The organism is Sedimentimonas flavescens (genome assembly GCF_025154035.1).
GTDB classification, from domain to species: domain Bacteria; phylum Pseudomonadota; class Alphaproteobacteria; order Rhodobacterales; family Rhodobacteraceae; genus Rhodobacter; species Rhodobacter flavescens.
Genome location: NZ_JAOALJ010000002.1, coordinates 461,588 through 483,362, shown reverse-complemented (window position 1 = coordinate 483,362; position 21,775 = coordinate 461,588). Strand labels below are relative to the sequence as shown.

Annotated in this window: 24 protein-coding genes; 7 read left to right on the top strand and 17 right to left on the bottom strand. The window is 66.1% G+C overall.

What is annotated here, in order from left to right; genetic code table 11:
• Positions 1 to 16: 16 nt before the first annotated feature.
• Together N3C64_RS05730 and N3C64_RS05725 are read left to right on the top strand one after the other, a co-directional pair.
• A complete protein-coding gene (locus N3C64_RS05730; RefSeq protein WP_260012724.1) occupies positions 17 to 1,555 on the top strand; it encodes an ATP-dependent DNA helicase in 1,539 nt (512 codons plus the stop codon).
• A 2-nt stretch (positions 1,556 to 1,557) separates the two neighbouring features.
• Positions 1,558 to 2,289: an SDR family oxidoreductase gene (locus N3C64_RS05725; protein WP_260012721.1), complete on the top strand. Its 732-nt coding sequence runs from the start codon at positions 1,558 to 1,560 to the stop codon at positions 2,287 to 2,289.
• Here N3C64_RS05725 and N3C64_RS05720 read toward each other — a convergent pair.
• The 12 genes from N3C64_RS05720 to N3C64_RS05665 all read right to left on the bottom strand — a co-directional run bounded on the left by N3C64_RS05720 (position 2,286) and on the right by N3C64_RS05665 (position 12,694).
• Entirely contained in the window at positions 2,286 to 3,044 is a 759-nt protein-coding gene (locus N3C64_RS05720) for a TIGR02186 family protein (RefSeq protein ID WP_218628828.1), read from the bottom strand. The two genes, N3C64_RS05725 and N3C64_RS05720, sit on opposite strands and share 4 nt — an antisense overlap.
• Positions 3,041 to 3,958, bottom strand: coding sequence for a sulfite exporter TauE/SafE family protein (locus N3C64_RS05715; RefSeq protein ID WP_218628827.1), 918 nt, complete (start codon positions 3,956 to 3,958; stop codon positions 3,041 to 3,043). Before N3C64_RS05715 ends, N3C64_RS05720 begins: the two co-directional genes overlap by 4 nt.
• Positions 3,959 to 4,037: 79 nt before the next feature.
• Positions 4,038 to 4,838, bottom strand: coding sequence for a purine-nucleoside phosphorylase (locus tag N3C64_RS05710; protein ID WP_260012715.1), 801 nt, complete (start codon positions 4,836 to 4,838; stop codon positions 4,038 to 4,040).
• Entirely contained in the window at positions 4,822 to 5,790 is a 969-nt protein-coding gene (locus N3C64_RS05705; RefSeq protein ID WP_260012714.1) for an ABC transporter permease, read from the bottom strand. The genes N3C64_RS05710 and N3C64_RS05705 overlap by 17 nt, the downstream gene beginning before the upstream one ends.
• Positions 5,790 to 6,881: an ABC transporter permease gene (locus N3C64_RS05700; protein WP_260012713.1), complete on the bottom strand. Its 1,092-nt coding sequence runs from the start codon at positions 6,879 to 6,881 to the stop codon at positions 5,790 to 5,792. Before N3C64_RS05700 ends, N3C64_RS05705 begins: the two co-directional genes overlap by 1 nt.
• Positions 6,881 to 8,452, bottom strand: a complete 1,572-nt coding sequence (locus tag N3C64_RS05695; RefSeq protein WP_260012712.1) for an ABC transporter ATP-binding protein — start codon at positions 8,450 to 8,452, stop codon at positions 6,881 to 6,883. The genes N3C64_RS05700 and N3C64_RS05695 overlap by 1 nt, the downstream gene beginning before the upstream one ends.
• The gene (locus N3C64_RS05690; protein WP_260012711.1) at positions 8,452 to 9,441 is read right to left on the bottom strand and encodes a BMP family lipoprotein; all 990 of its coding nucleotides are present in this window, start codon (positions 9,439 to 9,441) and stop codon (positions 8,452 to 8,454) included. The genes N3C64_RS05695 and N3C64_RS05690 overlap by 1 nt, the downstream gene beginning before the upstream one ends.
• A 155-nt stretch (positions 9,442 to 9,596) precedes the next feature.
• Complete coding sequence (locus tag N3C64_RS05685; RefSeq protein WP_260012709.1) at positions 9,597 to 10,022, bottom strand: GNAT family N-acetyltransferase; 426 nt, start codon at positions 10,020 to 10,022, stop codon at positions 9,597 to 9,599.
• Positions 10,022 to 10,678 (bottom strand): tRNA (adenosine(37)-N6)-threonylcarbamoyltransferase complex dimerization subunit type 1 TsaB, encoded by a 657-nt coding sequence (gene tsaB, locus N3C64_RS05680; protein WP_260012706.1) that lies wholly within the window; start codon positions 10,676 to 10,678, stop codon positions 10,022 to 10,024. Before tsaB ends, N3C64_RS05685 begins: the two co-directional genes overlap by 1 nt.
• The gene (locus N3C64_RS05675; RefSeq protein WP_218628819.1) at positions 10,668 to 11,234 is read right to left on the bottom strand and encodes a NifU family protein; all 567 of its coding nucleotides are present in this window, start codon (positions 11,232 to 11,234) and stop codon (positions 10,668 to 10,670) included. Before N3C64_RS05675 ends, tsaB begins: the two co-directional genes overlap by 11 nt.
• 76 nt (positions 11,235 to 11,310) lie before the next feature.
• Positions 11,311 to 11,766: a universal stress protein gene (locus N3C64_RS05670; RefSeq protein WP_218628818.1), complete on the bottom strand. Its 456-nt coding sequence runs from the start codon at positions 11,764 to 11,766 to the stop codon at positions 11,311 to 11,313.
• 61 nt (positions 11,767 to 11,827) lie between these two features.
• Positions 11,828 to 12,694, bottom strand: a complete 867-nt coding sequence (locus tag N3C64_RS05665) for a branched-chain amino acid aminotransferase (protein WP_260012703.1) — start codon at positions 12,692 to 12,694, stop codon at positions 11,828 to 11,830.
• Positions 12,695 to 12,851: 157 nt separating this feature from the next.
• Between N3C64_RS05665 and N3C64_RS05660 the strand changes: the two genes are divergently transcribed.
• Both N3C64_RS05660 and N3C64_RS05655 read left to right on the top strand, forming a co-directional pair.
• Positions 12,852 to 13,457, top strand: a complete 606-nt coding sequence (locus N3C64_RS05660) for a sugar transferase (RefSeq protein WP_218628816.1) — start codon at positions 12,852 to 12,854, stop codon at positions 13,455 to 13,457.
• 80 nt (positions 13,458 to 13,537) lie between these two features.
• Complete coding sequence (locus N3C64_RS05655; protein WP_260012702.1) at positions 13,538 to 15,118, top strand: polysaccharide biosynthesis protein; 1,581 nt, start codon at positions 13,538 to 13,540, stop codon at positions 15,116 to 15,118.
• On the opposite strand, the gene truA is transcribed toward N3C64_RS05655, so the two are convergent.
• Positions 15,103 to 15,888: a tRNA pseudouridine(38-40) synthase TruA gene (gene truA / locus N3C64_RS05650; RefSeq protein WP_260012701.1), complete on the bottom strand. Its 786-nt coding sequence runs from the start codon at positions 15,886 to 15,888 to the stop codon at positions 15,103 to 15,105. The two genes, N3C64_RS05655 and truA, sit on opposite strands and share 16 nt — an antisense overlap.
• Before the next feature lie 116 nt (positions 15,889 to 16,004).
• Here truA and N3C64_RS05645 point away from each other — a divergent pair, with 116 nt between their 5' ends.
• Both N3C64_RS05645 and N3C64_RS05640 read left to right on the top strand, forming a co-directional pair.
• Positions 16,005 to 17,408: a YcjX family GTP-binding protein gene (locus N3C64_RS05645; RefSeq protein WP_260012700.1), complete on the top strand. Its 1,404-nt coding sequence runs from the start codon at positions 16,005 to 16,007 to the stop codon at positions 17,406 to 17,408.
• Positions 17,405 to 18,421, top strand: coding sequence for a YcjF family protein (locus N3C64_RS05640; protein WP_260012698.1), 1,017 nt, complete (start codon positions 17,405 to 17,407; stop codon positions 18,419 to 18,421). Before N3C64_RS05645 ends, N3C64_RS05640 begins: the two co-directional genes overlap by 4 nt.
• Before the next feature lies 1 nt (position 18,422).
• On the opposite strand, the gene N3C64_RS05635 is transcribed toward N3C64_RS05640, so the two are convergent.
• The 4 genes from N3C64_RS05635 to ruvC form a co-directional block, all read right to left on the bottom strand.
• Positions 18,423 to 18,830: a group III truncated hemoglobin gene (locus tag N3C64_RS05635; protein WP_218628811.1), complete on the bottom strand. Its 408-nt coding sequence runs from the start codon at positions 18,828 to 18,830 to the stop codon at positions 18,423 to 18,425.
• 48 nt (positions 18,831 to 18,878) lie between these two features.
• A complete protein-coding gene (gene ruvB / locus N3C64_RS05630) occupies positions 18,879 to 19,913 on the bottom strand; it encodes a Holliday junction branch migration DNA helicase RuvB (RefSeq protein ID WP_260012696.1) in 1,035 nt (344 codons plus the stop codon).
• Positions 19,914 to 19,998: 85 nt separating this feature from the next.
• Complete coding sequence (ruvA, locus tag N3C64_RS05625) at positions 19,999 to 20,667, bottom strand: Holliday junction branch migration protein RuvA (protein WP_260012694.1); 669 nt, start codon at positions 20,665 to 20,667, stop codon at positions 19,999 to 20,001.
• Positions 20,664 to 21,215, bottom strand: a complete 552-nt coding sequence (gene ruvC, locus N3C64_RS05620; protein ID WP_260012691.1) for a crossover junction endodeoxyribonuclease RuvC — start codon at positions 21,213 to 21,215, stop codon at positions 20,664 to 20,666. The genes ruvA and ruvC overlap by 4 nt, the downstream gene beginning before the upstream one ends.
• Before the next feature lie 319 nt (positions 21,216 to 21,534).
• Between ruvC and N3C64_RS05615 the strand changes: the two genes are divergently transcribed.
• Entirely contained in the window at positions 21,535 to 21,723 is a 189-nt protein-coding gene (locus N3C64_RS05615; RefSeq protein WP_218628807.1) for a DUF1127 domain-containing protein, read from the top strand.
• Positions 21,724 to 21,775 lie beyond the last annotated feature (52 nt).

Sequence of the window (21,775 nt, the reverse complement as noted above, 5' to 3'; positions counted from 1 at the left end):
CTGTAAGGTCGCGCGCATGACGACCCCAGCGATCACTTTCTCCGACGATCAGGCCGAGGCCTGGGATGCCGTGGCCGAGGCGCTTGCTGCGGCGGGCGTTGACCTTGTCGAGGGGAGCCTTACTCCGGATGGTGGCGGCAACCGGGTGTTGTCGGTGATCGGCAAGGCGGGCTCGGGCAAGACGATGCTGCTTGCCGCGCTTTACAAGGCGCTGGACGAGGCGGGCGTTGAGATCGTCTCGGGCGATTTCGAGGGCAAGCGGCGGAAGGAACGGCGGACGCTGGCAATTTTGGCGCCGACGAACAAGGCGGCTTCGGTATTGCGCTCGCGCGGGGTGCCGGCGACGACGATCCACCGCATTCTCTATACGCCGGTCTATGACCCCGAATATGAGCGCATCGCGGAATGGCTCGCAGGGCAGGGCGAGCGGCCGAACCTTGATCTGTTGCGCATCGACGGGCTGACGGATGAGGCGCTTGATCGGGCCAAGGCCTTCTACGATCTGCACAAGTCTGTGCCGGGCGCACTGGCGGCGGCGGGGTTGCGCGGGTCTGACTTCATCCAGGGCTGGAAGCGGCGCGAAGAGGGGCTCGATATTGGCTTCGTCGATGAGGCTTCGATGCTGGACGAGCGTCAGTTCGACGATCTGCGCGAGATTTTCCCGACACTCGTTTTGTTTGGCGATCCGGCGCAGCTCGCGCCGGTGAACCAGTCGGGCCATATGTGTTTCGAACGGCTGCCCGAGCCGAGCAAGCATGTGCTCCACCGCATCCACCGCCAGACCGAAGACAACCCGATCCTTGATCTCGCCCATGCCTTGGCCGACGAGAACCTGACCTTCGAGGCTTTCGAGCGGATGATCTCGCAGACCGCCGCGCGTGATCCGCGCGTCGTCTGGGCCGAGCGGGTCGAGAGTGATCTGATGGCGCGCAGCCCGGTTTTGGTCTGGCGTAACGCGACGCGCATTCGTCTGATCAACGCGTTCCGCGCCGCGCATAATGCCCCGGCGGATGCGCTTTTGCCCGGAGAGCCGCTGATCTGCGACGGGATCGAACTGCCGCTCAAGCATCGCAAGAAGCGCATTGACCTTGAAGCGCGCGGCCTGATCAAGGGCGCGCAGGTGATCTACCTTGGCCCCGGCAAGAAGACCGGCTTTTCGCGTCTGCACGTGTTGGGGGCCGAAGATCCGCGCCTTTCGGCGGCTTCGATCATCAAAATCGAACTGCCGGACGAGGAGGAGCCCTTCATCCCCTATGCCGCGCGGATGGGGGCCGCGTTCCTGCATGGGGCGGCGGTGACGATCCATAAGGCGCAGGGCAGCCAGTGGCCTGATGTGCAGGTCTTTGCCCCCGATATCTATGCGGCCTACCGCGCCGGTCGGACCGAGGCGGGCATTCCGCTGTGGAAGCGTCTGGCCTATGTCGCCATTACCCGGGCCGAGCATCGGCTGTTGTGGGTAACACGGGCGCGGCTGGCGCGGCCTTCGGGGCCGCTGTCGATCGAGGATCTGCCCTCGGGGCCCGCGCCCCTTCGGCTGGAACGCGAGGAGGTGTGAGCATGCCGGTGATGATCGTGACGGGGGCGAGTGCCGGGATCGGTCGCGCGGTTGCCGAGGCCGCGTTGCACGAAGGTTGGCAGGTCGCCTGCCTTGCGCGGCGGATTGAGCCGCTCGAAGTTGTGGCTGCTCTTGGCGATGGGCTGGCGCTGGTCTGTGAAGTCGCCGATCCCGTGGCCGTCGAGGCAGCCTTTGCCGCGACGGTGGCGCGGTTCGGACGCATCGATGTGCTCTTTAACAATGCCGGCGTCTTTCCCAAGGGCGCGCTGATCGACGAGATGGATCTGGCGGATTGGGACAGGGCGGTTTCAGTCAACCTCAACGGGATGATCTATTGCGCGCGGGCGGCCTTTGCGCAGATGCGCGCCCAGTCCCCGCAGGGCGGGCGGATCATCAACAATGGCTCGATCGCGGGGCAGGTGCCGCGTCCGCGTTCGCTGGCCTATACGGTGACCAAGCACGCGATCAACGGGCTGACCAAGCAGCTTGCGCTGGACGGGCGCGGCTTTGATATCGCGGCGGGGCAGATCGACGTGGGCAATGCGCGCACCGAGCTTGCCGCGCGGATGGAGGCCGGGGTGCTTCAGGCCGACGGTTCGGTGCGCAGCGAGCCGATGATGGACGCGCGCGACGTTGCCCGCGCGGTGCTGCACATGGCCAGCCTGCCGCCGGGGGCCAATGTGCTGAATATGACGGTCATGGCGACGGAAATGCCCTTCGTCGGGCGCGGCTAGTTGCGGATCATCCGGAAGATCTCGGAGGCGGCCCAACCTGCCAGCACGGCAAGCGAGAGCGACAGCAACCCGTAAAGCGCCGCGTGTTCCTGGGAGAGGACGTAGAGCCAACGCTCCAGCCCGACACGGCGCACATAGATCGCGGCGCGGTGGCTGTCGACGATCTGCCCGCCCCGGGTCAGGAAGATGCGGGTCTTGTAGTCGCCCTCGATCAGGTTCGCGGGCAGCTTGAAATCGGCACGGAAAAGCGTGTTCTCGACCACCGTCACAGCGCCCTCATCGAGCCGGTAAAGCCCTTCCTTCTCGCGGATGCGCAAGAGCGCCTCGGTGAAGGGACGGGCGTCGGAAACCTCAATCGGCCCCGAGAAGGCACGCACCGCAAGCGGGATGGTAATGCGGTGGGTGACGTCGGCAATCGGGTCGAGGATCCAGACCAAGCGGCCCGAGGTGGCGATAGCGTAATAGCTGGGCGCTGCCCCGATCCCGACCGACTCGGTGTTCACCCATATCCCCATCTCGCGCGATTTGCGGCGCACCGTCACCGGGCCAACCGGGCCTTCGAGCGTCACGATGACGCCAAGCTGCGCGCCCTCGGGTTCCGGCTCGGCGCGTTTCACCGCCCCATAGATCAGGATCTCGGAGCCGTCGAATGAGGTGGTGATGCTGATGCTGTCCTGGCTGAGGCCGGCCACGACCTCTTCGGCGCGGGCCGGGACTGTGCAAAGCGCAAGGATGAGAAGCAGCCAGCGGATCATGCTTTGCCCCCCATGGAAAGGGTGAACAGATCGGCCGGGCGGATCAGCAGATCCAGCCCCAGCTTGACCGCCACGGCGATGACCAGAAGCGCCAGCAGGATGCGCAACTGCTCGGCCTTCAGGCGCCCGCCAAGGCGCGAGCCGAACTGCGCGCCGACGACCCCGCCAAGGATCAGCAAGAGCGCCAGCATCACATCGACCGACTGGTTCGTGATGGCGTGCATCAGCGTGGTGAAGGCCGATACGAACAGGATTTGAAACAGCGAGGTGCCGATCACGACCTTCGTGGGCATCCCCAGAAGGTAGATCATAGCGGGGACCATGATGAACCCGCCGCCCACGCCCATGATCGCGGCGAGAATACCGACCAGCACCCCAACCAGCATCGGCGGAATGACCGAGATATAAAGCCCCGAGGAGCGGAACTTGAACTTCAGCGGCAGGTTATGCACCCAGGTGTGCTGATGGCGCTTGCCGCGTTTCGCTCCACTCCTGGCGCGGCGCATGGCGCGCAACGACTCCTGGAACATCAGAAGGCCGATCGAGCCGAGAAACACGACGTAGGACAGTTGCACCACAAGGTCGATCTGGCCAAGCCGGGAGAGCAGGTTGAAGACGTAAACACCAAAACCCGAGCCGATCAGGCCGCCGACCAGTAACACAAGGCCCATCGGCACATCGACCGCCTTGCGCTTGAACTGCGCCAGCACGCCCGAGACCGAAGACGCCACCACCTGATTGGCGCCGGTGGCCACTGCGACGGTGGGGGGAATGCCGATGAAAAACAGAAGCGGCGTGATCAGGAACCCGCCGCCCACACCGAACAACCCCGACAGAAGCCCGACCATTCCACCCAATCCCAAAAGGAGAAAGGCATTGACCGATACCTCGGCGATGGGGAGGTAAATCTGCATGGGCAGTCCGACAGGATTGGGATTTCAGTCTTGCCCCGCAGTGTGGGCGGTGTCAAACAACTTGCCCCTGCGATATCCGCTAAAGGCTGCGCAGGTATCGTCGCAAGACCCGCTCCAGTTTCGCCGCGCCCAGGGGGGCCATCGCCTTGGTGTGCTCGTGGCTGATACTCTCGGCAGAAAGCCCCGCACCCATGTTGGTGATCACCGAGACCGCCGCCGCGCGCAGCCCCAGGAAACGCGCCAGGATGATCTCGGGGACGGTCGACATTCCGACCGCATCGGCGCCCAGTATCCGGGCCGCGCGGATCTCGGCCGGGGTCTCGAACGAGGGGCCGGAGAACCAGCAATAGACCCCTTCGGGCAGGGCCACGCCCTCGGCCTCGGCTGCGGCACGCAGGCCCGCGCGTATTTCCGTATCATGCGCGTCGGTCATCGGCACGAAGCGCGCGTCGGTCGGTTCGCCGATCAGGGGGTTGGCGCCCGCAAAGGCGATATGGTCGCTCAGCAGCATCAGATCGCCCATCGGGATATCCGGTCGCAGGCTGCCCGCGGCATTGGTCAGCAAAAGGCTCTCGCAGCCAAGCTCTTTCAGAAGCTCAAGCGGTAGGCGCATCTCGGCTGGGTTGCCATGTTCGTAGTAATGCACCCGCCCGCCGAAAACGGCGACCCGCACGCCTTCGAGCGTGCCGATCACCAGCTTGGGGTTGTGCCCCGACACCCCGGCATGGGGAAAGCCCGGCAGATCGGCATAGGGGATCGCGACGCCCTCGATCTCTTCGGCCAGATGGCCAAGGCCCGACCCCAGGATCAGGCCGAACCGAGGTGCCTCTGTCCCCGCGCGGGCCTGTACAATAGCTGCAAGCTCAGCGCTCTTTGACATAGGGTTGTCCTCCTGCTCGGGGCGGGATGGCGCGTCCGACGACGCCTGCCAGAACGATGACGGTCAGGATATAGGGGAGCGCGTCCAGCGCCGGGACCGGGATGGCGAGGCCGAAGCTGCGCTCGATCACGTCGGGGCGCAGGGCAAGCGCCTGCAGGAAGCCAAAGAGCAGCGTGGCCCAAAGCGCATACCACGGCCGCCACTTGGCAAAGATCAGCGCGGCAAGCGCGATATAGCCCCGGCCCGCAGTCATCTCGCGTCCGAAGCCCGCTTGCAGGCCGGTCGCCATATAGGCGCCCGCAAGGCCGCACAGCAGCCCGGTGATCGCAACGGCGGTGTAGCGCAGGCGGAACACCGAAACGCCTGCGGTATCGACGGATTCCGGGTTTTCCCCCACCGCGCGCAGACGCAGGCCGAAGCGCGTGCGGAAAAGCACCCACCAGGTCACCGGCACGGCCAGAAGCGCCGCATAGACCAGTGCCGAATGGCCCGAGAGTACATCGGCATAGAACGGCCCGATGAAGGGCACTGCCTTGATCGCCTCGGCGAAGGGCAATTCGATCGGGTTGAAGCGCGCCGCGCCCGACAGCGGCGGCGTGCGCCCGCCCTGCCCAAATAGCGACTGCGCGATCAGCACCGTCGCGCCAGAGGCCACGAAGTTCAGCGCCACACCCGAGATCAGCTGGTTGCCGCGGAAGGTGATCGAGGCCACGCCGTGGATCGCCGCCAGCATCATCGAGGCGCCGATCCCCGCCATGAGGCCGATCCAGACCGACCCGCTCAGTGCGGCCGCCGCGCCCGAAGCCATGCCCGCGATCAGCATCTTGCCTTCAAGGCCGATGTCGAAAATCCCGGCCCGCTCTGAAAACAAGCCAGCCAGACACGCCAGCAGAAGCGGCGTCGCCAGACGCAGGGTCGAGTCGAGAATCTGTAGAAGCGTTGCGTAATCCATCACGCAGCCTCCTTCGCCTTGGCGCTGAAAAAGACGCCCAGCATCATCCGCACCATGTTGTCGAGCGCGCCGGTGAACAGGATCACTAGGCCTTGCAATAGCAGCCGCAGCTCGATCGGGATCGTCGTCCAAAGGCCCATCTCGGCGCCGCCTTGGTAGAGGAAGCCGAACAGCAGCGCCGCGAGGAACACACCGATCGGGTGGTTGCGCCCCATCAGCGCGACCGCGATACCGATGAAACCCGCGCCCTCGGCCGAGTTTTGCAGTAGCCGCTCGGCCTCGCCCATGACGTTGTTGATCGCCATCATGCCCGCAAGCCCGCCCGAGATCAGCATCGAGACCATGATCATCCGCGTGGGCGAGATGCCCGCGTAAAGCGCGGCGGGCTCGGACTTGCCATAGGCGCGGATCTGGTAGCCAAGACGCGTGCGCCACAGAAGCAGCCAAACGCCCCAGCAGGCCGCCAGCGCCACAAAGAAGGTCACGTTGGCGGGCACGTTTTTCGAGAAGAAGAGGCTCAGGCCCGGGATCTCGCCAAAGGTCGGCAGCTTCGCGCCCGCCGGGAAGCGGGCGGTGGCCGGATCCATCTGGCCTGCAGGGCGCAGCACCTCGACCAGCAGATAGACGATCAGCGCGGCCGCGATGTAGTTGAACATGATCGTCGTGATGACGATGTGGCTGCCGCGTTTCGCCGCGAGATAGGCCGGAATGGCAGCCCAAGCGGCGCCAAACAGGCCCGCGCCGATCATCGCGGCGGGCAGTGCGATGGTCCAATGCGGCCAGGGCAGCGCTAGGCACACCAGCGCCACGCCCAAACCACCGATCTGCGCCTGCCCCTCACCGCCGATATTGAACTGCCCGGCGTGATAGGCGACCGACACCGCAAGCCCTGTGAAGATGAACGAGGTTGCATAGTAAAGCGTGTAGCCCCAGCCATAGGCCGAGCCGAGCGCCCCCGTCACCATGACCTTAACGGCCTCGACCGGGTCGCCGCCGATCGCCAGAATGACCAGCGCCGAAATCGCCGCCGCCATCAAGAGCGAGATCAGCGGCACCAGAACGACATCGGCCCAACGCGGAAGTTTGTCCATCACGCGGCCTCCCCGGAGCCGGTCACGCCAGCCATCATCAGGCCCAGTTCTCGCTCATTGGTCTCGGCGGGCAGGCGCTCGCCCATGATGCGCCCGTCGAACATCACCGCGATGCGGTCCGAGAGCGACATGATCTCGTCCAACTCGACCGAGACCAGAAGCACCGCCTTGCCTGCGTCGCGCAGCTCGACGATGCGCTTGTGGATGAACTCGATCGCGCCGATGTCCACGCCGCGGGTGGGCTGGCCGACCAGAAGCAGGTCGGGATTGCGCTCGATCTCGCGCGCGAGAACGATCTTTTGCTGGTTCCCGCCTGAGAAGCTTTTTGCGGGCAGGGACGGGATCGGCGGGCGCACGTCGAAATGCTCCATCGCGCCCTCGGTCTTTTCCACGATGCCCGCGTTGTCCATGATCAGCGCGTTCTTCTGATATTCCGGAGCGTTGTGATAGCCGAAGATCATGTTCTCCCAGGCGGCGAAATCCAGCACGAGGCCGTGGTGGTGGCGGTCCTCGGGCACATGGGCGATGCCGCGCGCGCGGCGTGACTGGCCGTCGGAGTGCTTGCCGGTCAGGTCGATCTCCTGTCCGTTGATCTTCACGCTTCCGGTGGCGCGGCAATAGCCGCCGAGCACCTGCAACAACTCGGACTGACCGTTTCCGGAGACGCCCGCGATGCCGAGAATCTCACCCGCGCGGATCGTCAGGCCGATGCCCTTGATGCGTTCGACCTTGTCCGCATCGACCACGCGCAGGTTTTCGATCTCAAGCACCGTCGCGCCGGGGTTGGCGGGGCCCTTGGGGACATGCAGCAAGACCTTGCGGCCTACCATCAGCTCGGCCAGTTGCTCGGGGCTGGTTTCGGCGGTCTTCACCGTCGCGGTCATCTCGCCACGGCGCATCACGCTGACCGTGTCGGTGATCTCCATGATCTCGCGCAGCTTATGGGTGATCAGGATGATCGTCTTGCCCTGCGCGCGCAGGTTGTCGAGGATGCGAAAGAGGTGGTCGGCCTCGGCAGGGGTCAGCACCCCGGTCGGCTCGTCCAGAATCAGGATGTCGGCCTGGCGATACAGCGCCTTGAGGATCTCGACGCGCTGCTGATGGCCGACGGAGAGCTCCTCGATCCGCGCATCGGGATCGACGTCAAGCTCATATTCCTCGGCCAGATGCTTGAGGGTCTCGCGCGCCTTGGACAGCGAGGGGCGCAGCAGCGCGCCCTCCTCGACGCCCAGGATGATGTTCTCAAGCACCGTGAAATTCTGCACCAGCTTGAAGTGCTGGAAGACCATGCCGATGCCGGCGCGGATCGCGGCCTGGCTGTCGGGGATCTGGGTGGGGCGGCCATGGATGATGATCTCGCCCGCGTCGGCCTTGTAGAAACCGTAAAGGATCGACATCAGCGTGGACTTGCCCGCGCCGTTCTCACCGATGATGCCATGGATCGTGCCGGGCATGACCCGGATCGAGATGTCCTTGTTCGCCTGCACGGAACCGAAGGCTTTCGAGATCCCGCGCAACTCGATGGCGGGGGCGGCAGTTTCCTGCCGCCCCGTATCTTGTGCCGGGTTCATTATTCCACCGGGCAGGTGTTGTCCGACATGTAGTCGTGGACGATGATCTCGCCCGCCTTGATCTTGTCGGCGGCGGCGTCCACGGCGGCTTTCATCTCATCCGAGACCAGCGCGGCGTTGTTGTTGTCCAGCGCATAGCCCACGCCATCGACCTTGAGATCCATCACGTGGATGCCCGTCTCGATCGCCTCGCCCGCCTTGAAGGCGTCATAGACCGCGTTGTCCACGCGCTTGAGCATCGAGGTCAGCACCTTGCCCGGATGCAGGTGGTTTTGGTTGCTGTCCACGCCGATCGACAGGATGCCCTCATCGGCGGCGGTCTGCAGAACGCCGATGCCGGTGCCGCCGGCGGCCGCATAGATCACGTCGGCGCCCTGGCTGATCTGCGCCTTGGTCAGCTCCGAGCCTTTGACCGGGTCGTTCCAGGCGCTCGGCGTGGTGCCGGTCATGTTCTGGATGACCTTCGCATCGGGGTTCACCGCCTTGACGCCCTGCACGTAGCCGCAGGCGAACTTGCGGATCAGCGGGATGTCCATGCCGCCGATGAAGCCCACGGTGCCGGTCTTCGAGGCCTGCGCCGCCATCATGCCCACGAGATAGGAGCCCTGCTCCTCGGTAAAGACGACCGAGCGCACGTTGGGCTGATCGACGACCATGTCGATGATGGCGAATTTGGTGTCGGGGTAGTCCGGCGCCACGGTGTTCAGCACGTCACCGAAGGCGAAGCCGGTCATGACGATCGGGTTCGCGCCTGACTCGGCCAGACGACGCAGGGCCTGCTCGCGCTGAGCCTCGGACTGCATCTCGAGTTCCTTGTACGAGCCGCCGGCCTCATCGGCCCATTTCTTGGCGCCGCCATAGGCTGCCTCGTTGAAGGATTTGTCGAATTTACCGCCCAGATCGTAGATCAGCGCCGGATCGGCCAGAGCTGCACCGGAGCACAGCGCCAGCGCCGCAGCCGCGCCAAGAAACTTGTTCATAAGGGTCATGGGTCACTCCCGGTCGAGGTTGCGCATTCCTTCGCGGAATGCTGTTGGCGGGCACAAAGCCCGCAGACCACCCGAATTAGGGCTCAGCTTTCCGGGCCGGTCAAGCGCGATTTTCGCCTGCCGCCACAAGACTTGAGAGAGTTTTGAGTGTTTGGTCAAACACCGGGCCTATCGGGCGCCCATGTCATGATCACCGCGTCGATATGACACCCCTCGGGGGTGCGGTAGTAGCCCTTGCGGCGCCCCGATTCTGTCCAGCCCGCCTGCGCATAAAGCGCCCGCGCGGGGGCGTTCTCGGCTGAGACCTCAAGAAACGCGGCATCCGCGCCGCGTTGGGTTGCCGTCTCGGCGAAGCGCTCCACCAGTTTGCGGCCGGAGCCGTGGCGCCGGGCCTCGGGGGCGACGGCAAGGGTCAAGAGCTCGGCCTCGCCCGCGATCACGCGGCCCAGCACGAAGCCCTCGGGTTCGATCAGCAGAAAGCAAAAGCGTGATGCCAGAAGTTCGGCGAACTCCGCCTCGCCCCAGGGGCGCGGGGTGGTGAAGCAGCGGGCATGCAGCGTGGCGAGTTCGGCGGGGGTCATCAGTCGAGGATCACCGGCGGCGGGTCCGAGGGCGGGGCCGCATCGGCGGCGCGCATATATAGCGGCGCGGGCCGGGGCGCGGCGGCGCCGCTGGCCAGCCGCACGGCGGCGATCCGGGCGATGGCTTCGGCAATCGGATACTGCGCGGCCCCCAATACCGTGGCTCCCGTCGCCTCGGCGACGTGCGCGGCGGCATCGCCGATCACCGGTGTGGCGGGGGTTGCGAGCCCTTCGAGCGGCTCAAGCGCCGGGGGGGAAGTCGCTGCGCCGTCGAGAAACCCTTGCAGGTAGATCTTGCCCTGGCGGGCATCAAGTGCGACCAGCACCGGGCCTCCGGTGCCCAGCACCTCGCTGTCGAACCGCGACACGCCATGGGCCGGAATGCCAAGCGACAGCGCAAGCCCGCGCGCCGCGGCGACCGAGATTCGCACGCCGGTGAAGTTACCCGGCCCGACACCCACACCGATCGCGTCCAGATCGCGCCAGTTCACGCCCGCCTCGGCCAGCAGTTCCTCGATCAGGGGCATCAGCCGTTCGGCCTGGCCGCGGCCCATGTCCTCGCTGCGCTGCGCGATGCAGAGTTCGCCCCGCAACAAAGCGGCCGCGCAATGCGCGGCCGATGTGTCGAAGCCGAGGACGAGCGCGTCAGACGGCAACGGGGCGCACCTCGGTCACCTCGGGGATGTAATGGCGCAGCAGGTTCTCGATGCCCATTTTCAGTGTGAGCGTCGAGGACGGGCAGCCTGCGCAGGCGCCCTGCATGTGCAGGTAGACCACACCGCGTTCGAAGCCGTGGAAGGTAATGTCGCCGCCGTCTTGCGCAACGGCCGGACGCACGCGCGTGTCGAGCAGTTCCTTGATCTGCATGACGATGGCGGCATCGGGGCCTTCGTCATGATCGGCATGGCCGCCTGCAGCAGGGCCATCGCCCTCCATCACCGGGGCGCCGGACTGGAAATGCTCCATGATCGCGCCGAGGATCGCAGGTTTGGCGTGATCCCATTCGGTCGCGCCGTCCTTCGTCACGGTGACGAAGTCCGAGCCGAAGAACACGCCGGTCACGCCCGGCACCGCAAAGATACGACGCGCCAGAGGGGACTTTGTCGCCGCCTCGGCAGTAGGGAAGTCGGCGGTGCCTGCCTCAAGCACGGTCTGTCCGGGAAGGAACTTCAGCGTGGCGGGGTTCGGGGTGGTTTCGGTCTGAATGAACATCTGCGCCTCCTTTGGGCTTGCCAGTGATATGCGCATTCCGAGCGAAGAGGTCAAGTTTTCAGGCTGTCGCAGGGGCTCAGGTAATCTCTTCGAGTCGTTCCTTGGACATGTCGCCCGGCACCACCGTCAGCGGACAGGGCAGCGAGCCCGAGCTGCGGCTGAGTTGCGTCACCAGCGGACCGGGGCCGGACTTGTCGGTGCCCGCTCCCAGCACAAGCACGCCGATCTCGGGGTCTTGCCGGATCACATCGAGGATCTCGATGGCCGGTTCGCCCTCGCGGATGACCAGTTCGGGGTTCACCCCCTGCTTTGCGCGCATCCATTTCGCGAAGACCTCGAAATGCGCCTCGATCCTCTCGCGGGCCTCGTCGCGCATGATCTCGGCGACGCCAATCCAGTGCTGGTATTCCTCGGGCGGGATCACCGAGAGGATGATCACCCCGCCGCCCGTATGGGCAGCCCGCATCGCGGCATAACGCATGGCGTTGAGGCATTCGCGCGTATCGTCGAGCACCACCAGAAACTTGCGCATGTGATCTCCTCTTGGCTGGGCAGATCATCGCCCGCGCCGGGGTCTTTGGCAACTGCGCCTATCAGAGTGGGCAGGAGGTCGCCCAGTCCATGTAGATCTCGCGGGCCTTGCGGGTTAGCGGGCCATGGGCATAGCGCATGTCGTCGAAAGCGACGGCGGGGGTGACCTTGGCAAAGTTGCCCGTCAGGAAGACCTCATCTGCCTTGCGGAAATCATCGAGCGTCAGCACCGTTTCATGCACCACATAGCCTGCGGCGCGCAGGTTCTCCATGTGGCGCTTGCGGGTGAGGCCGGCAAGGAAGGTGCCGTTGGGGATGGGGGTGAAGAACTCGCCATCCTTCACCATCCAGACGTTGGCGGTGGCAGTTTCGGCCACGTTGCCCATGGCGTCCTGCACCAGTGCGTTGCCAAAGCCCTTGCGCTTGGCCTCGACCAGCATCCGCGCGTTGTTGGGGTAAAGGCAGCCCGCCTTCGCGTTGCACACGTTGTCGGCCAGCACGGGGCGGCGGAACTGCGTGGTGGTCAGCGTCGTGGTCGCGTCGGGCGCGGGCATCGGCACCTCTTCGAGGCAGAGCGCAAAGCCCGTCACGCCCTGCGCCGGGGCGACGCCCAGATCCGAGCCATCGATCGCCCAATACATCGGGCGGATATAGACGGCGGCATCCTTGCTGTATTTGCGCAGCCCCTCTCTCGCAATCGCGACCATGTCGGCAGCTTCCACCGTGGGCGTGATCATCAGCGCCTCGGCCGAGCGGTTGACGCGTGCGCAATGGGCCTCAAGGTCAGGCACGAGGCCGTCGAACAGCCGCGCGCCGTCGAACACAGAGCTGCCCTGCCAGATGCCGTGATCAGCCGCGCGCATGACGGGCACATCGCCCTCGTGCCACTGGCCTTCGAAATAGGTGCGGATGTTCTTGCCGAAAGACATTTGGGCCTCCTTGTCGCGAGGCGATCTAAGCACCGTGGGCGGGCAAGGTCCAGAACGGGGATTGTATCGGTGTCAAATCACTCGGACCGGGCAAGGGTTTCTCAATCAATGGGTGTCTCAATGGCGAAAGAATCGTCACCCGAGATGGGGAGCTGCCATGACCCTAGAAAAACGCCTGTTTGACCTGAGCCTTGCCCTTCTGCTCTTGCCGTTTCTGGCCGTGGCGATGCTGGCCGTGTGCGCGCTGGTCGCTCTGGTCGAGGGCAGGCCGATCTTGCACCGGTCCGAGCGGATGAAATCCGTGGGCGAGAGTTTCACACTCTGGAAGGTCCGCACGATGCGGGTGGTCGCGGAAGATGGCGGTGTCTCGGGCGGGCACAAGGCGGCGCGCGTGACGCGCACGGGGCGCTTTCTGCGCCGAACGCGCCTGGATGAGCTGCCGCAGATCTGGAATATCCTGCGCGGCGATTTGAGCTTTGTCGGCCCGCGCCCGCCGCTGCGCGAGTATGTGGAGCGGTATCCGCAGGTCTACGCCCGGGTGCTGCGGACGCGACCGGGTGTGACCGGGCTTGCCTCGTTGCGTTACCACCGGCAAGAGGAGCGGCTGCTTGGCCGCTGCGCGACCCCCGAAGAGGCGGACCGCATCTATTGTCGGCGCTGTATCCCCGCCAAGGCGCGGCTTGATCTGTTCTATCAGCGCCATGCCTCGGTCTGGCTCGACCTGACGCTTATCGGGCAAACCGCGCTGCGCGTGATCCGATAGGCGTTAATCGGAACTTTACCCTGCGCCGCAAGCATCGACGAGGCATGGGCGCGTGATTCCGGAGCGGATGGCGGGACAGAATGATCAAGCAGTTTCTCAAGGTTTCGGCGCCGCGACCGCAGGGTGCGGCGGGTCTGGCCGGGGCGCTCCTGTCCTGGTTCGGCCGACTGCACGCTGTCCGCAGGCGGAGCATGACGCGCGTTGCGGTCTACGGCACGGGTCGGGCGGGGCGCATCCTGGCCGAGGCGCTCAAGGCGCGCCCCGATACATCGGTCGTCGCGTTTCTGGACGACGATCCTGAACTGCACGGAGCCACGCTGAACGGGGTGCAGGTTTGTGCGCCGACCCGGTTGGATCGGCTGATTGCCGCGCGCGGGATCGACCGGATCATCATCGCGATGCCGTTCATGTCTGCGGTGGAGCAAGGTGCTCTCCGGCGCAGGCTCGCAGGGTTTGGCGTCGAGGTGCACTGCATGCCGCCGCTGCCGGACATGGCGCTGGACGGCTCCGATCGGCCCTTTTCGACCGACGATCTGCTCGGGCGGCCGGTCGTGGATGGCTGCCTGCCGATGGGCGCCGAGGCTTACCGGTCGCGCGCGATCCTGATCACAGGCGGCGGGGGCACCATCGGCTCGGAACTGTGCAGGCAGATCGTTCAGTGCGGCCCCGCGAAACTCGTTCTGCTCGACCTGTCCGAGGCCGCGCTTTACCGGATCGCGAAAGATCTGCGCTCTCTGGCCGACACCTTCGGGGTCGAACTTGTCCCTGTGCTCGGCTCGGTGCTGGATGCGCCGCATGTCGCGAACATCCTTACCCGGCACGGGGTCGAGATCGTGCTGCACGCCGCCGCCTACAAACACGTCCCGATCGTCGAGGAGAACGCGCGCGTGGGGTTGGCGAACAACGCGCTTGGCACGGCGGTTGTAGCGCGGGCCGCGCGGGCCGCGGGGGTGGCGCGGTTCGTGCTGGTCTCGTCCGACAAGGCGGTGCGCCCCGGCAGCCTGATGGGGGCATCGAAGCGGTTCGCCGAACTGGTCGTGCAGGACCTAGCCGCACGCGATGGGGGGACCGTTTTCTCGATCGTGCGGTTTGGCAATGTGTTGGGCTCGTCCGGTTCGGTCGTGCCGCTGTTTCAGGAGCAGATCGCGCACGGCGGGCCGCTGACGCTGACCGATGAACGCGCGACGCGCTATTTCATGACGATCCCCGAGGCTGCGCGGCTGGTTCTGACCGCCGGAGCGCTGGCGGAGGGCGGCGAGGTGTTCGTTCTCGATATGGGCGCACCGGTCCGTATTGGCGAGTTGGCGCGCCGGATGATCCGGGGTGCGGGTTATTCTGTACGCGACGCCTCCAACCCCGATGGCGAACTCGAGATCCGCGTCACCGGTCTGCGTCCCGGTGAGAAACTGCACGAAGAGCTGATGGTCCGCTCGGGCGCGCAACTGACCGCCCATCCCAAGATCATTCGCGTGCGCGAGGATCACCTGTCCGAGCTGGAGATGGCCGCCGCGCTGCGCGATCTGCGCAATGCGATGGAGAATGCCCACGATGCCGCGATGATCGAGGTCGTCCGCCGCACCGTCCGTGATTACGCCCCGCAGGGGCAGCCGAATGCCCCAAGCCCCGTGGCTCTCGCGCAGCCCTGTTATCCGGGCGAGTGAGAAGGCTTGAACGGATCGCTCGGATAGCCAACCCCGCACAGGTAGAGCCCTTGCGGCGGGCAAACCGGGCCACAGGCCGCGCGGTCCCGCGCCAGCAACGCCTCGCGCACCTGCACGGGCGCCCAGGCCCCGGCGCCCACACGCTCCAGCGTGCCGACGATCGAGCGCACCTGATTATGCAGGAAGCTGCGGGCGCGCAGATGGAAGCGATATTCGCGCCCGTGCGGGATCTCGATTACCTCGATGCGGATCTCGTCGAGCGTCTTTACCGGGCTTGCCGCCTGGCAGATCGAGCTGCGGAAGGTTGTGAAATCGTGATGCCCGACAAGATGCGCGGCGCCGTCGCGCATCGCCTGCACATCAAGCGGATTGAGCACCTGCCACACCAACCCGCGATCATGCGTTGCCGGCGCGCGGCGCTGCATCAGTCGGAACAGGTAGCGCCGCTCGATCGCTGAGAAGCGGGCATGAAAGTCCTCCTCCACACGCGCACACGCCAGGATCGAGACCGGCGCGGGCTTCAGGTGAAAGTTCAGCGCCTCGGACAGGCGAAAGGGATCCCAGTCTTTCGCCAGATCCGCCGTGGCCACCTGCGCGGTTGCATGCACCCCGGCATCGGTGCGCCCCGCCGCCGCGATCGTGTGCGAGCCCGGTTCAAGACGCGCAAGCGCTGCCTCGACCACGCCCTGCACCGAGGGCTGGTCTGCCTGCCGTTGCCAGCCGGCGAACGGGCCTCCGTCATACTCGATCTTGAACGCGTATCTGGGCATGGATTGGCCTTAGCCCGCGCGCTCGGGGCTGACAATCCCCTTCGGCCCGCGGCGCCCTCTAACAAAAACGCTGCGGCCCGCCTATCTTGGGGGGAAGGTAACACAAGGGCATTGCATTGGGCATTTCCGATATCGCAGACGGGCTTGGGCGCCGGATCGAGGGGCTGGGCGCCTCGGTTTCCGAGGGGCTGTTCGAGCCGGTGATCCGTCTTGGGGTCACGGGACTGTCGCGCGCGGGCAAGACGGTGTTCATCACCTCGCTGGTCGCGAACCTGCTGGACCGGGGGCGGATGCCCGCGCTGGTGGGCGCGTCGAACATTCGTGCGGCGTTCTTGCAGCCGCAGCCCGACGACACCGTTCCCCGCTTCGATTATGAGCGCTACCTCGGTGCGCTGACCGGTCCCGCGCCGCACTGGCCCGAGGGCACCCGCGCGGTTTCCGAATTGCGGCTGAGCTTTCGCGTTGCGCCGACGGGCCTGCTTGGCGGGCTGCGCGGGCTGCGCACGGTGCATCTCGACATCGTCGATTACCCCGGCGAATGGCTGCTCGATCTCGGGCTGATGGAGAAAAGCTATGCCCAGTGGTCCGAAGGGGTTCTGGCGCGCATCGGTGCGCGGCCGGGGGCAGCGGCGTTCGCGGCGGCGCTTGCGGCTGCCGATCTGACCGCGCGCTTCGACGAACCTGCCGCCAAGGCGCTGGCGGAGGCCTTCACCGCGCATCTTCACGCCGCGCGCGAGGCCGGGTTTTCCGATTGCTCGCCGGGGCGCTTCCTGCTGCCGGGCGAGATGGCGGGCTCTCCGGTGCTGACCTTCGCGCCGGTCCCGCCCGGCGAGTATCCGCGCGGCTCTCTGGGGCATGAGATGGCGCGCCGCTATGCCGCCTACAAATCGCAGGTGGTCAAACCCTTCTTTCGCGATCATTTCGCACGGATCGACCGGCAGGTGGTGCTGGTGGATGTGCTGGGCGCCATTCATGCGGGCCCCGCCGCGCTGGAGGATCTGCGCCAGTCGATGGCCTCGATCCTGCAAGCCTTCAGGCCGGGAACAGCGGGGTTTCTTGCCTCGCTTCTGGGCGGGCGGCGGGTGGAGCGCATCTTGTTCGCCGCCACCAAGGCCGACCATCTGCACCACAGCCAGCACGCCCGGCTGACGGCGATCACCGGCGCGCTCTTGCGCGAGGCCAAGGATCGCGCCGATTTTGCGGGGGCGAAGACGCAGGCGCTTTCGATTGCCGCCCTGCGCACGACGACCGAGGAATCGATTGCGCATGACGGGGTTGAATTGCCCGCCGTGCGCGGGCGTCTGGCGGATGGCCGCTCGGTCGCGCTTTATCCGGGCGAGTTGCCGCTCGACCCGGCACAGCTTCTGGCCCCGGCACGCGACGGGGCGCGGCACTGGCTGGGCGCGGATTATTCGATCATGGCCTTCGCCCCTGCCGCGGTCAGCCTGCGTCCGGGCGAAGGGCCGCCGCATATCCGGCTCGACCGGGCCGCCGAATTTCTGATCGGGGACAAGCTATGACCCAAAAACCGGTGATGATCGAGATCGACACGCCTGCGCCCTCGCCCGCCGAGGCCCCTGCAGTCAGCGATCTGCCGCAGCCGGGCGAGGCGCCGCTCCAAGGCCGCGCGATGCAGATCGCGGCGCGTCTGGCGGCGCGTCCGCCCTCGCGTCTTGGGCGGTTCTTCTGGCGCGCGACCGTTGCCTTGGTGACCTTCCTTGCCTCGGTCGCAGCCTGGCGCTTTGTCGAGGGGATGTTCACCGCCAATCCGATCCTGGGTTGGGTGGCCAGCGTGCTCTTTGCCGCCTTCATCCTTGCCGCGCTGCTGGTGGCGCTGCGTGAGCTGTCGGCCTTCGCTCGGCTGAAGCGTCTTGATCGCGTTCACCGTGAGGTGCAGGAAGCCGCGCAGTCCGACGATCTGGGCCGCGCGCGCAAGGTTGTTACGCATCTCAGCGCGCTTTACGCCGCCCGCCCCGAGATGGACTGGCCGCGCGCCAATCTGGCCGAGCGCGCGCCCGAGCAGATCGACACCGACACTTTGCTGGTGCTGGCCGAGACCGAGCTGATGACGCCCCTCGACGCCGCTGCGCGCCTTGAGATCGAGGCCGCGGCGCGCACCGTGGCCACAGTGACGGCGCTGGTGCCCTTGGCGCTGGCCGATGTGTTCACCGCGCTTGGCGCCAACCTGCGGATGATCCGCCGCATTGCCGAGATCTACGGCGGGCGCGCCGGCAGTTTGGGTAGTTTGCGGCTGGCGCGGACCGTGATGACGCATCTGGTCGCCACCGGCGCGGTCGCCGCCGGGGATGACCTGATCGAGACCGTCACCGGCGGGCATCTTTTCTCGAAGCTCTCGCGCCGCTTTGGCGAGGGGGTCGTGAATGGCGCGCTGACCGCGCGGGTTGGCGTGGCTGCGATCGAGGTGTGCCGTCCGATGCCGTTCCGGGTGCTGCAAAAGCCGCGCGTCGCGAACCTGACGCGGCGTGCGCTGACCGGGCTGTTCGGCAAGTCAAAATCGGCCGAGGCCGAATGATCTAGCGAAGGGTCGGGACGATCCCGCTAGGGCGGCCGATATCCTCGACGCCCATGCGCAGGCCCTGACCGATGCGATGCGCCAACGCCGACCATCCGGCCGCGGCCTGCGGTGAGAGCGTCTCATTCAGAACCTCGTCGAAGGCCGCGAGCCACTGCGGGAAATGCGCGGCCTCGACATTCTGCGCACGGCGATGCGCGATCATGGGTGAGCCTTCGTACCCGGGTTGGAACAGGATCGCGCCTTTCCAGAAGCGGGCGATCTTGGCCTCATGCGCGGGCCAATCCTCGACATGGGCGGCAAAGATCGGCGCAAGGACCGGATGCACCCGCACACGGGCATAGAACCGGGCGACGACAAGGTCGATCTCGGCTTCGGTGATCTCGAAACGGGGCGGAATTCCACTCATGCAATCGGGATAGGGCCGGGCGCGGGCGCGAGCAAGCGGCGTATTGTCTCAGCCGTCGAAAAGGTTGCCCTGCGGTGCGCCCGGTTGGATCGGGGCGGCAAGGCCAAGGTGGTGCCAGGCGCGCTGGCCCAGCATCCGGCCGCGCGGTGTGCGCTGGATCAGGCCTTGCTGGAGCAAGAAGGGCTCGATCACCTCTTCGATTGCGTCGCGGCTTTCCGAGAGCGCGGCCGAGAGGGTTTCGACCCCGACCGGCCCGCCGCCGTAATGCTCGGCCATCAGCATCATGTAGCGCCGGTCGGCGCCGTCGAGGCCGAGGTGATCGACGCCGAGCCGGGTCAGCGCGCGATCCGCGATCTTTTGCGTCAGGCGGCCATCGCCCTCGACCAGCGCGAAATCGACAACGCGGCGCAGCAGACGCCCGGCGATGCGCGGCGTGCCACGGGCGCGGCGTGCGATCTCGCGTGTGCCCTCGGGATCGGAGGGGATGCCGAGCAGTCGTGCGCCGCGGGTGACGATCTGGTCAAGCTCGTCCTCGGTGTAGAACTGGAGCCGGGTCGGGATGCCGAAACGGTCGCGCAAGGGGGTGGTGAGCAGCCCGAGGCGGGTGGTGGCGCCGACAAGGGTGAAAGGTTGCAGCTCGATCCGCACGGTGCGCGCGGCGGGGCCTTCGCCGATCACGAGGTCAAGCTCGAAGTCTTCCATCGCGGGGTAGAGCACCTCTTCGACCGCCGGGTTGAGGCGGTGGATCTCATCGATGAAAAGGACGTCGCGGGTTTCGAGGTTGGTGAGGATCGCGGCGAGATCGCCTGCTTTCGCGAGCACCGGCCCCGAGGTCATCTTGAAGTTCACGCCCAACTCGCGCGCCATGATCTGTGCGAGCGTGGTCTTGCCCAGGCCCGGCGGGCCGTGGAACAGCGTGTGATCCATCGCCTGACCCCGCATCCGCGCACTTTCGATGAAGACGCGCAGGTTGGCCCGGGCCTCGGCCTGGCCCACGAATTCCTCGAGCGCCTGCGGGCGCAGGGCGCGGTCGGCGTCATCGGGGAGGCGTTCGGGGCGGAGGGTCGGGTCGGGTTCGGTCATGGTTCAGTTATGCGCTTTCGGGCGGTGGGGGCAAGCGGGGGCGCTGCCCCCTGCACCCCCGAGGTATTTGGGCCAAGAAGAAGGGCTAGTCCTTGGGGGCAAGCAGGCGAAGGGCGGTGCGGATCAGTTTCGCGGTGTCGGTCGCGTCGGGGTGGTCGCTGGCCTCGGCCACGGCGCTGGCTGCTTCGGAGGGGTTGTAGCCGAGGTTGGTCAGCGCGCTGAGCGCCTCGGCGGTGAAATTGGCCTTGGGGGTGGCGGCGGGCGCGGGGCGGGTGCGCGGCTTGGGCGCGGTTTCGAGCACGTCATCCGAAGGGGCCGCATCGACGGTGAGCGTGCCACCCATGGCCATGACGGTGGGGGCCTTGTCCTTGAGCTCCATCACGACGCGCTGCGCGAGTTTCGGACCGACGCCGGGGGCGGCCTTGATCGCGCTCCAGTCGCCAAGCGCGATGGCGCGGCCGACGCCCTCGGCGCCGAGGGTGCCGAGGATCGCGAGCGAGGCCTTGGCGCCGATCCCCTGAACCGAGGTCAGCAGGCGATGCCATTCCTTCTCGATCAGGGTGGGGAAGCCGAAGAGTTGCAGCAGATCCTCGCGCACGAGCAGGTCGGTGTAGAGCGCGCAGGCCTCGCCCACCGGGGGGAGCGAGGAGGCGGTGCGGGAGGAGACATGGACGATATAACCCACGCCGCGCACGTCGATCAGCACGTGATCCATCGCGCGGTGGAGGATGGTTCCCGCGATACGGCCGATCATGAGCGCGCCCTCCGGATGCGGGCCTGATCCGCGCGGGCGGCCAATGCGCTACGACCCAGCATCGCGGCATTGGCGCGTTGGGACGATTGCAGATGATGCGCGTGGCAAATGGCGATGGCGAGCGCGTCGGCGGCGTCTGGCCCGTCGAACTGAACGCCGGGAAGCTGGTGGCGGACCATGTGTTGAACCTGCGTCTTGTCGGCATGGCCGACGCCGACAACCGCCTTTTTCACGGCGTTCGGAGCGTATTCGCCGACCGCCAGCCCGGCCTGCGCCGGGACCAGAAGCGCGATGCCGCGCGCCTGTCCGAGTTTGAGCGTCGCGACCGCGTCCTTGTTGACGAAGGTCTGCTCGACCGCCGCGGCGTCGGGGGTGTAGCGCGCGATCACTTCGGTCAGTTCCGCGTGCAGGACAACCAGTCTGAGCGCCAGTTCATCGCCTGCCGAATGGATGGTGCCATTGGCGATATGACTGAGTCGCGAGCCCGCCATCTCGATCACACCCCAGCCCAGGTTGCGTAGCCCCGGGTCGATTCCGATTACGCGCATCCGTTCCTGCCCTGCTCATGTTGCCTTTTTTCAACGGTTAGCACGAAAAGTGAACATCGCAAAGCCGGAAGCGCCGGAGGGGTGAAATGCGCAGATTTTGCTGCAGTGCGGCGAAATGCGCGAAGGCAGGGGTGATGGCGCTACGAAATGACCGGCTTTCGGGCAATTTAACGGAGCGGCGAGAAGGGTGGTTTTGCCATGCGATTTTCGCATGGCGGGACTGCTTTGGCGTGAGTTGTGTTTGCAGATGGCCCCAACTATCTGCCCGGTCAGAAGGGCAATGCCCAAAGATCACGCAGTATATGAACAGGAAACGAAAATGTCCGCCGCTGACACCACTCTCCTCTCGGTCCGCAATACCCATGCCGGCTTCGTCTCGAAGATGATCAACTCGGTTCTGGCCTGGAACGACGCCCGCGTTACCCGCAACGCCCTGTCGCGCCTGACTGACCGTGAGCTTGCCGATATCGGTCTGACCCGCTTCGACATCGATCGCGTGGCCGGCTGATCATGGATCAAAACGAGTAGGGCCGCGCAGTCCAGACTGCGCGGCCCTTTGC